Raw genomic sequence first — 13,712 nt, 5'->3', positions numbered from 1 at the left:
GTCATGCACCAAATTGAAGTGCTACAGCATCCCGCGTCCTGGAGGACGCACGGCGCTTTAGGGCGGGCTGCACTATCACAAGGATGGCGCGGCTGATCCAGTCCTCTGGAGCAGCCGGGAAAGCGCTTGCTGACTCAAGCTGCCAGCGGCAGGCGCAGCTCCGTCAGCAGGCCGCCGCCGGGATGGTTGGAAAGGCTGATCTCGCCGCCGGCGCCGCGGGCGATGTTGCGGGCGATGGTCAGGCCGAGGCCGAGCCCGCCGGTCTCGCGGTTGCGCGACTGTTCGAGGCGCACGAAGGAACCGAACACCTGATCCAGCTTTGCCTGCGGAATGCCCGGCCCTTCATCGCGGATGCTGAGCGTGATTGTATCGCCAGAGCGCTGCACGCCGATATGCGCCTTCTTGCCATAGGTGACGGCGTTCTGGACTAGATTGGTGATGCAGCGGCGCAGCGCCACCGGCCGCGCGATGCAGACCAGGCCGCGCGACGGCGTGGCGTCCTCGTCGAACGAAGCGTCCTCGAACATGTCGGCGACCGCCTCCACCAGCGACCAGAAGTCGATCCGCTCGGCCTTTTCCTCGGTGACCTCGAATTTGGCGAAGTCGATCACCGAGCTTGCGATGCTCTCGATGTCGGCAAGGTCATGCGCCAGCGCTTCACGGGCCGGCGATTTGCGCAGCAGCTCGAGACGCAATCGCATCCTGGTCAGCGGCGTGCGCAGATCATGCGCCAGTGCCGCCGCCAGGTGCTCGCGGTCCTCGACATAGTCGCGCAGGCGCATCTGCATGGCGTTGACCGCCTTTGCCGCAGCGCGGATCTCGCGGCTGCCGGTCTCGGCGATGGGCGGGCTTTTGAGGTCTTTGCCGATGCGGTTCACCGCGGTCTCCATCATGCGATAGGGTGCGGTCAGCCGGCGCAACGACCAGATCGACATCACGATGATCAGTCCCGCTATCAGCGAATAGAGCGGCAGGCTGTCCCAACTCAGGATCGGCCCGGCCGGCGTGATCGGCTCGGTGAAGTTCAGCCACTGGCCGTCGGAAAAGCGCAGCGACGCCGTCAGCTTGTCGCTCTGGGCGAAATCCGCGGCCAGCACCAGCAGATCGCGCTCGACCTGGCCGACATCCTTGTTCATCACCTGACCGTCCGGGACATCGGCTTCCTGCGTTGCCGGATCGCGCCGCACACGCGCGTCGGTGATGCCGAACTTGGACAGGCGGCCGACCAGGATGTCCTCCAGCTCGGCTAGCTGGTCATCGCCGGCGATCGAGGAAGTGACGGCGGGGGTATCCGAAACGGTCAATGCGTAGGTGGCATTGAACAGGCCGGACGCGGTCGTCTTGCGTTCTTCAGGCGTGGCGTCATGCATCAGCTGCACCAGCGAATAGGCGCGGTCGTTCAGCCGGTAGAGATCAACCACATCGTTGGCAGCGGCGCGGTCGCGCGCCACGATATAAAGCGTCGCGATCTGGCTGATCATCAGGCCGGCAATGACGATGAGCAGAACCCAGACAGGCAGGGTTTGCGGCAGCAAGCGTCTCATTCGGAGGTCGTTTCGGGCAGAAACTGATAGCCACCGCTGCGAACAGTCAAGATCAGTTTCGGCGTCTTGGGATCGTCCTCCATCTTGCGGCGCAGGCGGCTGACCAGGATGTCGACGCTGCGATCGAAGCTGTAACCGGTGTCGCCGCCGGACAACTCGATGAGCTGCTCGCGGGTGAGAACGCGTTGCGCGCTCTTGACGAAGGTCTGCAGCAGGTTGAACTCCGCCATCGTCAGTTCCACCCGCACGTCGTCGGGCGCCGTCAGCCGGCGGCGCGAGCAATCCATGGTCCAGCCGGCAAAGCGGTAGATCTGCTTGGCTGTGGGCCGGCGCGGCTCGGCCGTGCCGTTGCGCCTCAGCACCGCTCGGATGCGGGCGAGCAATTCGCGCGGATCGAAGGGTTTCGGCACATAGTCATCAGCCCCCATCTCGAGCCCGACGACGCGATCCGTCGTCTCGGTCACCGCGGTCAGCATGATGATCGGTGTCGTGTGATTGGCGCGGATCTCGCGGCATAGTTCCAGCCCGCTTTTACCGGGAAGCATCACATCGAGCACGATCAGGTCGACCTGCGCCCGGCGCAGGATCGACTCCATCTCGGTGCCGTCGGCGGCCACTGTCGTGCGCAGCCCCCGCTTCTGGAAAAACTCCTGAAGCAGGTCGCGTATGCCCTTGTCGTCATCGACGATCAGTATGTGCGAGTCGGATTTCACGAGAACCCCGCGATTTGTGTAGCCAAGCTGCCCTTCTGTGATCACCCACACGATAGAATTCGGGCCACATCTTGGCCAGTGGCGGCGACGTGGGACGGAATGGCTTCCCCAGAAACAATTCAGAAACAAAATTCTACACTCGGGAAAAACTCGTGAAAAATTTCAAGGGCATAACTGGTGCCGTGGCGGTCAGGTCATCGGCTGCGACGCAAGTTTCCGGAGTAACGGGCAAGACCGATGCAGAGGTTCTGGATCAGCGTGATGGGTGCTTTGCTTAGCATGTCGCTCATCACAGCCGCAGTCGGGGCCTCCAACGCAAAGGTAACGCCGCTGACCCGGACCGAGCGCTGCACCAATCTCAACCGTCAAGTTGACGAAGCCCTCGAAACCCATGCCGCGGCAACGCAGGTCACCGCGGCGAAGGCACTTCAAAGAAAGGGAAACCGGTTCTGCGCTGCCAAGAAACAGGCGCAGGGCATCCGGATGCTCGCAAACGCTTTGAAGCTCCTTGGAGTGACACCGATCGACCCGGTTCAGTGACGCTCAACTCCTCGACCCGCATGAAAAAGGAAATGAAGCCATGACAAAGTCCCTCCTCTCCGCCCTCGGCCTCGCTGTTGCTCTCGCTTTCTCGATGCCGGCTGTCAGCAACGCCGCCGCCACGACGACCGCCGCTCCGGCCGCCTCGACCACGACCACGGCTCCGGCCGCTGACGCTACGGCGAAGACCGCTCCGAAGAAGGTCGCCGCCAAGAAGGCCTGCAAGGTGACCAAGACCCACAAGTGCCCGGTCAAGAAGGCCCCGAAGAAGGACGCGAAGAAGTCCTAATCCAGGCTTCGATCCTGATCTTTCAAGACCGCTCCGGCCGAAACCGGCCGGGGCGGCTTCCAGCGGCCGAATCCTGACACCGGCAGCTTGCGCCGCGCCACTTCCTTAACCCGATCGCAATGCCGGTGCCGTAGGACAATCCGCATGAAGAAGCGGCTTTCGTCCATGATGCGCTCGCTGGCTCTCGGCGGCTTGGTTGCCACCGCGGCGGCAAGAGCGCTGATCATCTTTACAGCCAGCCCAGTGCCGGATCCCGCCAGCGGCAGGACCGAGCCGGAACTTTTCGCACCGGCCATCTCATCGAGCTTCGACTACATCACGCCGGCACAGAGCTGGATCCTGATCGTGCTGACGGGCGCGACGCTGATCGGCTTCGTCGCCTGGATGATTGGCGTCTTCATGGAGCGCGGTTCCAACATGGACGACGGTGCGTCGCACGATCGGTCGGCAGGGGCGTTGAAGCGCAAACAACGCCATCCCACATAAGCCTTCATCGTCCCTCGATTCTGCGCCCTCCAGCGGACAAATGGGCAAATGCTTCCCTGACTGAGGGAGTGCAAGCCAGACCCAGTTTCCAACTGGTGAATTCCAATGCCTGAGACCGTCCTCAAACCGCGTACCAAGACGCAGCCGAAGACCGAGCGGCCGAAGCTCTACAAGGTCATCCTGGTCAATGACGACTTCACGCCGCGGGAGTTCGTGGTGACGGTGCTTAAAGGCGAGTTCAAGCTCAGCGAGGATCAGGCGCATCGCGTGATGATCACTGCGCATACGCGCGGCGTCTGCGTGGTCGCCGTCTTCACGCGCGACGTTGCCGAGACCAAGGCCGCGCGAGCAACCGACGCCGGCAAGGCCAAGGGCTATCCGCTGCTGTTCACGACCGAGCCGGAAGAGTAGGGCGGCTCTGCCTCGCCCGTGTACTGAGAGGGAAAGCGAGGCCGCCGGCCGAGCAGGGTGAGGGTGGGACCAAGCCGCCATATTCGATTGGTGGACGACGCCCCTCATCGGCGCTTCGGGCACCTTTCCCCGGAAGGGGGAGACGGAAAAGGCTCTACCTTCCTTCTCGATACCACATGGAGCCGATGGCCAGGAGCAGCAAGCCGAGGCCGAGGAAGCCGCCGAACAGCGGCACGCGCGAGACGGCCTTCAGCGTGCTGTCGTCGGTGGTGCGCAGCCCGATCCAATCGTTCCCCGATGCCGCCCCCGAGGAGCGGACCGGTACGATCGAAGGCAATGCCACACCGCCGGCAAGATCGCCAAGCATGGAGGATGGCGCGAGCCGGCGCACGCTGCCGCCGGTCGCCTCGGCCGGCGCCTTCAGCCTGTCCTCGGTGGAAACGACATCGGCGAATTCAGGCGCATTGATCGGGCCGACATGGGCAAGCGCGGAGAGGTCGCCGTTGCCGACCTGATAGAGGCCGATCTCGCTGGTCTGCAGGCTGCCCGTGAAAATCCCTGGTTCGGCTTTTTCCAGCTTGACGGTCATCGTCTTGCCGGAAGGCGTGATCACCTGAGCGGGGCCGGGATCGTCGCTCATCGTCTGGCGGCGGATTTCCAGCACCATGCCGCGACCGTCGGCGGTTAGCCGCTCTTCTTCAAGTTCGGGTTCCTTCATCAGCCAATGGGCGATGCGCCGATAGAGCTGGACATGCGGCCCGCCGCCTTCGAAGCCGCGCGCCCACAGCCAGCCCTGATCGGAAAGCAGCATGCCGACCCGGCCTTCGCCCTTGCGGTCGAGCACAAGCAGGGGGCGGTCGTCGGCCCCTTTCATCACCACCGCGCCCTCGGGATTCTTGACGCCGATGGTGCGAAACCAGCGGCTCCAGCGGGGCGGATCGGCGGCGGAGCCGTCGAGCCCGCGCGTGACCGGGTGGCGCTGGCCGAGATCGGTGAGACGCGGATAGAAGGCCTTATCGACGACCTCGCCGCTCGGCATCGCGGGCAGGGCCGACATTAGCGGCGTTCGGGCGATGGAGCTTTCGCCGGCATATTCGGGGCCGGCGGCAATCAGCAGCGCGCCGCCCTTTTCGACATATTCGGAGATGTAGTCGTAATACAGGATCGGCAGCACGTCGCGGTGCTGATAGCGGTCGAAGATGATCAGATCGAAATCCTTGATTTTCTCGACGAACAGCTCGCGCGTCGGGAAGGCGATCAGCGACAGCTCGTTGATCGGGGTGCCGTCCTGCTTTTCCGGCGGTCGCAGAATGGTGAAGTGGACGAGGTCGACCGAAGCGTCGGATTTCAGCAGGTTGCGCCACGTGCGCTCGCCGGCATGCGGCTCGCCGGAGACCAGAAGCACGCGCAGATGATCGCGAATGCCGTCGACGAGCGCGATGGCGCGGTTGTTGGTGTCGGTCAACTCGCCCGGCTCGTGGTCGATCGAAAGCTGGACGATGTTGCGGCCCGCGTTGGGAATGGTGACTTCAAGCTTCATCGGCTGACCGATGGTCGCATGCTCGACAGAGACCTGCTCGCCATTGACCGAGACCCGCACGTCGACCGGGCCGCCCTGGCCTTCCGTGGAAAGCACCCGATAGCTCATGTCGAGCGGCTTGCCGACGAGGCCAAAGCGCGGCGCGTTCTCGAAGCGGATGCGGCGGTCCTTCTCGTGCTCGTTGCCGGTGATCAGCGCATGGAGCGGCGCGTTGAATTCCGGAGCGCCGGCCGGCGCGTCATGCACCTCGCCATCGGTGATCATGATGGCGCCGCCGATGCGCGAGGGCGGCACATCGCGGAAAGCGCTTTCCAGCGCGCCGAACAGCCTGGTTTCCGTGCGCTCATCGGCGGCCTCGGATTTGCCGGCTTCGACGACGCGGACGTCGAATTGCTTGAAGCGGCCGAGGCGCTGCTGAAGGCCCGTCAGCGCTTCGTCGGTTTGCTTGGTGCGGTCGCCGATGTCCTGGCTCTGGCTGCGATCGACGATGACCGCGACGACGCTCTTCAATGCCTCGCGTTCCTCATCGAGGAAAACGGGATTGAGCAGTGCCGCGCCCAGCGCCAGCAGGGCGATGAAGCGCAGGACAGAGCCGCGCTGACGGAACGACAGGCCAGCCAGCGCGAGCAGCGCGAGCGGCACGATGACGACCCAGAACAGCGGCCAGGAAACGAGCGGCTCGAAGGAGATCGACCAGTTCATGAACTACTGTCCCAGCCGTTCGAGCAGGACGGGCACATGCACCTGGTCGGATTTGTAGTTGCCGGTCAGCATGTACATCATGATGTTGACGCCGGCGCGCAGCGCGTAGACGCGCTGCATCGGATCCGGCGGCACGGTCGGCAGCATCGGATCGCCGTTCTCGTCGACCGCCCAGGCGCCGGCGAAATCATTACCGGTGATCATGATCGGGGAGACGCCGTCGCCGGTGCGCACGGGACGGTTCTCGGTATTGCTGGCATCGAGCGAGGCTTCGACCCAGAGCGGACTGCCGTTGAAGCGGCCGGGAAACTCGGGAAGGATGAAGAAGGACTTCGTCAGCACATGGTCCGAGGGCACCGGCTCCAGCGGCGGCACGTTCAGATTGCCGAGAATATCGCGCAGCCGCTCGGTGGCCGGGCTTGCCGAGCCGGCGCCGATGCCGTTGGAGAACTGGTCGCGCGTGTCGAAGAGAACCGTGCCGCCCTGCTGCATATAGGCGTCGATGCGGGCGATCGCGGCTTCGCTGGGCATCGGCGCGGTAGCGTCGATTGGCCAGTAGATCAGCGGATAGAAGGTCAGTTCGTCCTTGGAAATGTCGACGCCCGCCGGCGGACCGGGTTCCAGCGCGGTCTTCTCGATCAGGAAGCGGGTTAGGCCTTCGAGGCCGGCGCGGCTGATTGAATCGACGCCCGGCTCGCCGGTGATGACATAGGCGATCCGAGTTTTCGAAATGTCCTCGATGGCCTGGGAATCGCCCGGCTTCGAATCATCGGCGCGGGCAAAATCGGCGTGGCCGAAGAGCCCGCCGAACACGATCAGCAGGGCAGCAGCGGTCGCCGCGGCGCGGCGCGGCCGGCGCGAAAACAGCCCACCCATCCAGAACACGGCAAGCGTGTCGAGCACCATCAGCAAGAGGGCCAATGTGACCAGCGGGCCTTTCAGGTTCTCCGATTCGTCGAAGGCGTAAGGGATGGCCGTCACCGGCAGCGAGACCTGTGGCCGAGCAAGCGGCGTGAATGTGCTCGAAGCGTTGAGCAGGTTATGCGCGAAAACGCCGGTTTCCGAACCGTAGACGCCGGGCGGGTTTTCCAGCGTCACTGGAAGCGGGCCGGCGGCGGGCACGAGCGGCCGCGCATCGGGTGTCGGCGGCACCAGCGCGCCGTCGGCGCCGATCATGCGATAGGGCGCCAGCGATGCTGCGGCCGCCTCGGCATTGGCGACCGCGGCGCCCTGGTTGCGCGACAATTGCACTATGCGTCTCAGCATCTCGACGAAGCTGCCGGAGATCGGCAGGTTCGACCAGGTCGCCTCCGGTGTCACGTGGAAGAGCACCAGCGTTCCCTTGTCCTTCTTCATGCCCGTGACCAGCGGCGTGCCGTCGGCAAGCGTCGCCCAGGTGCGCTCGACGATGTCGGGCGTCGGCTCGGCCAGCACCTGCCGGCTGACCGTCACCTCCGTCGGCGGCGCGAGGTCGGCGAACGGGCCGTTCTTCGGGAATTCGGTGACCGGTTGCGGCGTCGTCCACGAAAGCGCGCCGCCCAGCGCGCGCTCGCCGCTGCGCAGCCGGACCGGCAAGAGATCATCGTCGTTGCCGGCGGCAGCCAGCCTTGAACCGGCAAAACGCACCAGCGTGCCGCCATTGTTCACCCAGTCGACCAGCCGTTGCCGGACCTGCGCAGGGATGGTGCCGACATCGGCCATGATGATCATCGCCGGCTTCTGGTCGAGAAGCTGCGGAATGGCATCGGCCAGATCGGCGCTCGACGGCTCCACCAGATCGGCGAAAGGCTGCAGGGCGCGGCGAATGTAATAGAGCGGCGACAGCAGCGGCTGCGCCTGGTCTGCCTCGGCCTGCGAAAGCAGACCGACGCGGCGGCGCTTGGAGCTCTCGTCCAGCACGCGAACGGCACCGGCCTGGTGCTCGCCATCGAGAGCTATCGAGGCGAAGTCGTTGCGCAATTCGAACGGCACCTTCATCGTTCCGGTGGCGGTGGCCTGACCCGGCGCGAAGGTCAGAGCCGCGTCGGCGATGCGGCGGCCCTTGTCGTCGAAGGCGCCCGCGGTGACCTGCGCCGGCGCCGGATCGCCCGGCGCGCGGATGGCGGTGAGCGTGAAGCCGTCGACCTGATTGTCGGCGCCGGTCAGGCCGGTGAGCGAGAGCCGGTCCGAGGTAGCCCAGACCAGCCTCGCGGCATTCCTTTCCAGGAGCGTCTTGAACGCCGCTTCGTCGCCGGTGGCGGCAAGGCCATCGGCAAGCACGGCGACGCTGGCGCCGGGCAGGCGCTCCAAAGTGGCTGCGACGCGGGCATAGACGGCGGGGCGGTCGGTCGGGATCGGGCGCGGCTTTGCCGCGCGCAGGCGGTCGAGCGCGGCCGATGCATCGAAGGGGCCGATCTCGGCATTGGGCTTCTCGGCGGTAAAGGCGATGACGACCGGCACGCCGTTCGAGCCGGCGTCCGCAATCAGCCGCTCGGCGGTGGCGACGCGCTTGCCCCAGTCGGCGGCGCTTGCCCAGTCATTGTCGATGACCAGCGCGAGCGCCGAGCCCTCGGCCGGCAGCTTTTCGCGCGGATTGAAGATCGGCTCGGCGAGCGCGGTGACGACAAGGGCGGCCATAAGCAAGCGAAGCAATGTCAGCCACCAGGGGCTTTGATGCGGCGTCTCCTCGCGCCTCAGGACGCGGGCGAGGATTCTCAGCGGCGGAAAGACTTCGGTCCGCGGCCTGGGCGGCGTCAGCCTCAACAGGTACCAGATCACCGGCAGGGCCAGCAGCCCCCACAGCACCATCGGCGCGCCGAAGGAAAGCGGCAGCCAACTCATGCGACCGCCTTTCCGGCATCACCGCCCGCGGTCAGCCCTGCATGACCGCCACCGGCGGTCAGCCCGGCATGACCCGAGGTCAGACCCGGACGGCTGCTGTCGGCGGTCATCGCCATGTGGACGCGCACGAGCGCCTCGGAGGCGAGGCGGTCGGTATGATTGACGGTAAAGCTCCAGCCGAGGCGCTTGCACCAGCCGGCCAGTTCCTGGCGGCGAGCGATATAGAGCAGGCGGTATTCGTCTTTAAGCGTTTCGGCGCGGCCGGCGGTCAGCTTGTCGCCGGTCTCGGGATCGGTGAATTCGGTGCGGCCGGCATAGGGGAAGGTCTCCTCGGCCGGGTCGGCGACCTCGATCAGATGCGCGCGCACGCCGTGACGGGCGAGCACGTCGAGCCAGGCCATGGTCTCCTCGACCGGATCGAGAAAGTCGCTGACGATGACGATGTCGCAGAAGCGGCGGATGGCGGAGAGATCGGGCTTAGCCGCCAGGTTGCCGGCATGGCTGAGCTGGGCCGCGATGCGTTCGGCGCCGTTGCGGGCGGTGAACGGGTCGGTGAGGCCCGGCCAGGCGATGCGCTCGCCGCTGCGCGACAGGAGCTCGGCCAACGCAAGCGCCAGCACCAGAGCGCGCGATTCCTTGGAAACGCCGGCTCCGGAGGATTTGTAGAGCATGGACGGCGAGGGATCCGACCAGAGCCAGACAGTATGGGCCGCCTCCCACTCGCGGTCGCGCACATAGGTGTGGTCGTCGCGGGCCGAGCGGCGCCAGTCGATGCGCGAGGCATCGCCTTCGACATAGGGGCGGAACTGCCAGAAATTCTCGCCGATGCCGCGCTTGCGGCGGCCATGCCAGCCGGCGATCACCGTGTTGACGATGCGGCGCGCCTCGACCAGCAGATCCGGCACCAGAGAGGCCCGCAACCGGCCACGGGCGAGCGCGTCGCGCGTCGCAACCGGTGCCTGGACCTCGCCTATTCGACCCATCAGATGCCTTTTGCCAGTTTCGCCACCACGTCGCGCACGGATGTGCCTTCGGCGCGGGCGGCGAAGGTCAGCGCCATGCGATGCTGCAGCACCGGCTCGGCGAGGGCACGGATGTCGTCGACCGACGGCGCCAGCCTGCCATCATATAGAGCGCGTGCTCGGGCGCACAGGGTCAGCGCCTGGCTGGCGCGCGGACCAGGACCCCAGGCGACATGCTTGTCGGTGTCGGCAATCCCCTGACCGGGACGAGCCGAGCGCACCAGCTTGAGGATCGCTTCGACGACGCTTTCAGGCACCGGCATGCGGCGGATCAGCGTCTGAATTTCCTTCAGCCTGGCTGGCTGCAGCACATTGTCGGCCTTGGCCTCCTCGACGCCGGTGGTTTCGAGCAGGATGAGGCGTTCGGCCTCGATCTCCGGATAGAGGATGTCGACCTGCATCAGGAAGCGATCGAGCTGCGCTTCCGGCAGCGGATAGGTGCCTTCCTGCTCCAGCGGGTTCTGCGTCGCCAGCACGTGGAAGGGCGAGGGCAGGTCGTGGCGAGCGCCGGCGATGGTGACGTGATATTCCTGCATCGCCTGCAGCAGCGCCGACTGGGTGCGCGGCGAGGCACGGTTGATCTCGTCGGCCATCAAAAGCTGCGAAAAGATAGGCCCGCGGAGGAAGCGGAAGGATCGTTTGCCAAGCTCATCCTGCTCCATGACTTCGGAGCCGAGGATGTCGGACGGCATCAGGTCGGGCGTGAACTGGATGCGGCGGGAATCGAGGCCGAGCACGATGCCCAGTGTCTCGACCAGCTTGGTCTTGGCGAGGCCTGGCACGCCGACGAGGAGAGCATGCCCGCCGGCAAGCAGCGCAACCAGCGTGCGCTCGACAACGGCTTCCTGGCCGAAGATCACGCGGCCTACGGCGTCGCGGACCTTGGAGATGTCGGACAGCGCCTTCTCGGCCTGCTCGATCATCGCCTTGTCGCTCAACGGGCTTTCCTTGATCATCACGCTCATGCCGTTCGATCCTTGTGGTTGGAAATACCGGCTTGCATTCTCGATTCGCAGAATGCCGCGATTCGGCCTCGCCCGGCGCCTGCGATTGAACTTAAATCACAGGCTTGGGCTGACAAGGCTGACAATCCGGACAACAGTGACTATTTCGTGACCATGACGCATCGCACAGAATCCGGTGAAAAGGGCCTGACCAGCGCCACCGAGGCGCGCGGGCTGGAGGCGCTGATCTCGCGCGCGGCGCGCGCCGGCAAGGGGCCGGCTCCGGTGGAGCGCTGGAATCCGGACTTCTGCGGCGACCTCGATATGGAGATCAGGGCCGACGGCACCTGGTTCTACCTCGGCACGCCGATCGGGCGCATGCCGCTGGTGCAGCTCTTTTCCAGCGTGTTGCGCAAGGACGCCGACGGCAAGACCTATCTGGTGACGCCGGTGGAGCGCGTCGGCATCCGCGTCGCCGACGCGCCCTTCATCGCCGTCGAGTTGAACGTGTCCGGGACCGGCGACGGCCAGGTCATCACGTTCCGCACCAATGTCGGGGACGTGGTTGCCGCCGGACCCGGCCATCCGCTGCGCTTCGTCGACGAGGACACCACCGGCGGGCTCAAGCCCTATGTGCTGGTGCGCGGGCGGCTGGAAGCCTTGGTGGCGCGGCCGGTGATGTACGAATTGGTCGAGCATGGAGAGGTGATCGACGTCGGCGGCAGGGCAATGTTCGCCGTCCGCTCCGGCGGCGAAGTCTATCCGATCATGCCGGCCGAAAAGCTCGATCGGCTAAGCGCGTGATGGACCAAGTGGCGCCGGTGCCGTTCTCGATCGCGGATTTTCGCGCCCGCGCAGCGGCGCAGGCCGAGGTCCAATCCGGCGACGAGTTCGGCGACCACCGCTTCAATCCAGGGCATCCCAGGCTGAAGCATGTAAAACCGCTGCGCGACGCCGCGGTGCTGATCCCGGTCATCGATCACGCCGACGGCGCCACGGTGCTGCTCACCAAGCGGGCGGAGAAGCTGCGCAGCCATTCCGGCCAGGTCGCCTTTCCCGGCGGCACCATCGATCCGACCGATCCCAGCCCTGAGGCCACAGCGCTGCGGGAGACATTCGAGGAGATCGGCCTCGACCGCGATCACATCGAAATTGTCGGCCGCATGCCCGATTATGTCTCCGGCAGCGGCTACCGCATCGTGCCGGTGCTTTCGGTGGTGCGGCCGGGCTTTTCGCTGATGCTCAACGCCGACGAGGTCGACGCCGCCTTCGAGGTGCCGCTGCGCTTCCTGATGGACCCTGTCAACCACGCGCGCGACAGCCGCATGTGGAACGACCTCGAATGGTTCTTCTACGAGATGCCCTATGACGGCCAGCGGATCTGGGGCGTCACCGCCGGCATCATCCGCACACTCTATGAAAGGCTCTATGCGTGAGCGCTGAGGTGTCTCTCTCGGGCAGGGCCGATTGGCTGGGCCAAAAGCATCTGCAGAAGCTGCTTGCCGCGCTGAAGGAGGGCGGCGAGGAGGCGCGGGTGGCCGGTGGAGCGGTGCGTAATGCGCTGATCGGCCAGCCGGTCGCCGACATTGACATTGCCACCACGACGGTGCCCGAGGACACGATCCGCCGCGCCCAGGCCGCCGGCTTCAAGACCGTGCCGACAGGGATCGAGCACGGCACCGTCACGGCAATCGCCGGCGGCAAGGCCTATGAGGTCACGACGCTCAGGGCCGACATCGAGACCGACGGTCGGCGGGCGAAAGTCATCTTCGGGCGCGACTGGAGGGCCGACGCCGCGCGGCGCGACTTCACCATCAATGCGCTTTATGCCGAAGCCGACGGCGCCATCGTCGACCTTGTCGGCGGCGTCGCCGATATCGAGGCGCGGCGGCTGCGCTTCATCGGCGATCCAGAAGCGCGCATCCGCGAGGATTATCTGCGTATCCTGCGTTTCTTTCGCTTCTTCGCCTGGTATGGCGACGGCCGGCCCGACGCCGAGGGCTTGAAGGCCTGCGCCAGGCTGAAGGACGGGCTCGGCAGGCTGTCAGCCGAACGCGTGTGGTCCGAACTGAAGAAGCTGCTTTCGGCGCCCGACCCATCGCGTGCCCTGCTGTGGATGCGCCAGGCCGGTGTCCTCACCGCCGTGCTGCCGGAGAGCGAGAAATGGGGCATCGACGCCATCCACGGGTTGGTCAGGACCGAAAAGGATCTCGGCTGGGATGCCGATCCGCTGCTCAGGCTGGAGGCCGTCGTTCCGCCGGATGCCGCGCGCATGAAGACGCTTGCCGAAAGGCTGAGATTTTCGACCGACGAGGGGGAGCGCCTGCGGCACTGGGCACAGACGGTTCCGCCTGAACCCAAGACGGCCGAGACGGAATTGTCGAAAAGGCTCTATTTCGGCGACCGCCAAGGCTTCGTCGATCGGCTGCGGCTCGCGCTCGCCGCCGCGCGGACAGGGGCCATCGAGGACGATCAGGCGATGATGGAAGCCGGCGGTTTCTCGCGCCTGCTCGGCTTCGCCTTGAAATGGCAAAAGCCGAGCTTTCCGATCAAGGGGACCGACCTGACCGAACTCGGCGCCGCGCCCGGCCCGAAGCTTGGTGCCACGCTGAAGAATCTCGAAAGGGAATGGGTGGATTCAGCATTCGCCATGGATCGCGGCGCGCTGCTCAAACGCGCCGCGCAGGCACTCGAGGCTTAG

13 protein-coding genes are annotated in these 13,712 nt (G+C 65.6%); 7 read left to right on the top strand and 6 right to left on the bottom strand.

The features are described from left to right. Positions 1-134: 134 nt before the first annotated feature. Together P9254_RS07130 and P9254_RS07125 are read right to left on the bottom strand one after the other, a co-directional pair. Positions 135-1,544, bottom strand: a complete 1,410-nt coding sequence (locus P9254_RS07130; protein ID WP_095777285.1) for an ATP-binding protein — start codon at positions 1,542-1,544, stop codon at positions 135-137. Next, positions 1,541-2,257, bottom strand: a complete 717-nt coding sequence (locus tag P9254_RS07125; RefSeq protein ID WP_066994281.1) for a response regulator — start codon at positions 2,255-2,257, stop codon at positions 1,541-1,543. The genes P9254_RS07130 and P9254_RS07125 overlap by 4 nt, the downstream gene beginning before the upstream one ends. Positions 2,258-2,494: 237 nt before the next feature. Here P9254_RS07125 and P9254_RS07120 point away from each other — a divergent pair, with 237 nt between their 5' ends. From P9254_RS07120 to clpS, 4 genes are all read left to right on the top strand, one after another. After that, positions 2,495-2,797 (top strand): hypothetical protein, encoded by a 303-nt coding sequence (locus tag P9254_RS07120; protein WP_066994286.1) that lies wholly within the window; start codon positions 2,495-2,497, stop codon positions 2,795-2,797. 40 nt (positions 2,798-2,837) lie between these two features. Further along, positions 2,838-3,086 (top strand): hypothetical protein, encoded by a 249-nt coding sequence (locus P9254_RS07115; RefSeq protein WP_066994288.1) that lies wholly within the window; start codon positions 2,838-2,840, stop codon positions 3,084-3,086. Positions 3,087-3,230: 144 nt separating this feature from the next. Beyond that, the gene (locus P9254_RS07110; protein WP_278054557.1) at positions 3,231-3,572 is read left to right on the top strand and encodes a hypothetical protein; all 342 of its coding nucleotides are present in this window, start codon (positions 3,231-3,233) and stop codon (positions 3,570-3,572) included. Positions 3,573-3,677: 105 nt separating this feature from the next. Continuing rightward, positions 3,678-3,983, top strand: a complete 306-nt coding sequence (clpS, locus tag P9254_RS07105; protein WP_040989718.1) for an ATP-dependent Clp protease adapter ClpS — start codon at positions 3,678-3,680, stop codon at positions 3,981-3,983. A 154-nt stretch (positions 3,984-4,137) separates the two neighbouring features. On the opposite strand, the gene P9254_RS07100 is transcribed toward clpS, so the two are convergent. Genes P9254_RS07100 through P9254_RS07085 form a run of 4 tightly spaced genes read right to left on the bottom strand, consistent with a single transcriptional unit; the run spans position 4,138 to position 11,032 of the window. Next, positions 4,138-6,225 (bottom strand): hypothetical protein, encoded by a 2,088-nt coding sequence (locus P9254_RS07100; protein WP_278054555.1) that lies wholly within the window; start codon positions 6,223-6,225, stop codon positions 4,138-4,140. Positions 6,226-6,228: 3 nt separating this feature from the next. Continuing rightward, entirely contained in the window at positions 6,229-9,045 is a 2,817-nt protein-coding gene (locus P9254_RS07095; RefSeq protein WP_278054554.1) for a DUF4159 domain-containing protein, read from the bottom strand. Continuing rightward, on the bottom strand, positions 9,042-10,028 hold the full coding sequence (locus P9254_RS07090) for a DUF58 domain-containing protein (protein WP_278054545.1): 987 nt from the start codon (positions 10,026-10,028) through the stop codon (positions 9,042-9,044). Before P9254_RS07090 ends, P9254_RS07095 begins: the two co-directional genes overlap by 4 nt. Next, positions 10,028-11,032 (bottom strand): AAA family ATPase, encoded by a 1,005-nt coding sequence (locus P9254_RS07085; protein WP_278054544.1) that lies wholly within the window; start codon positions 11,030-11,032, stop codon positions 10,028-10,030. Before P9254_RS07085 ends, P9254_RS07090 begins: the two co-directional genes overlap by 1 nt. Positions 11,033-11,185: 153 nt before the next feature. Here P9254_RS07085 and P9254_RS07080 point away from each other — a divergent pair, with 153 nt between their 5' ends. From P9254_RS07080 to P9254_RS07070, 3 genes are read left to right on the top strand one after another with little or no spacing between them, the layout of a single operon-like run. After that, a complete protein-coding gene (locus P9254_RS07080) occupies positions 11,186-11,815 on the top strand; it encodes a DUF1285 domain-containing protein (protein ID WP_278053610.1) in 630 nt (209 codons plus the stop codon). Beyond that, complete coding sequence (locus P9254_RS07075) at positions 11,815-12,447, top strand: CoA pyrophosphatase (protein ID WP_278054063.1); 633 nt, start codon at positions 11,815-11,817, stop codon at positions 12,445-12,447. Before P9254_RS07080 ends, P9254_RS07075 begins: the two co-directional genes overlap by 1 nt. Further along, positions 12,444-13,712, top strand: coding sequence for a CCA tRNA nucleotidyltransferase (locus tag P9254_RS07070; protein WP_278054543.1), 1,269 nt, complete (start codon positions 12,444-12,446; stop codon positions 13,710-13,712). The genes P9254_RS07075 and P9254_RS07070 overlap by 4 nt, the downstream gene beginning before the upstream one ends.

Source organism: Mesorhizobium sp. WSM4983, assembly GCF_029625765.1.
GTDB lineage: Bacteria > Pseudomonadota > Alphaproteobacteria > Rhizobiales > Rhizobiaceae > Mesorhizobium.
This window is presented reverse-complemented; position numbering and strand designations above follow the sequence as displayed.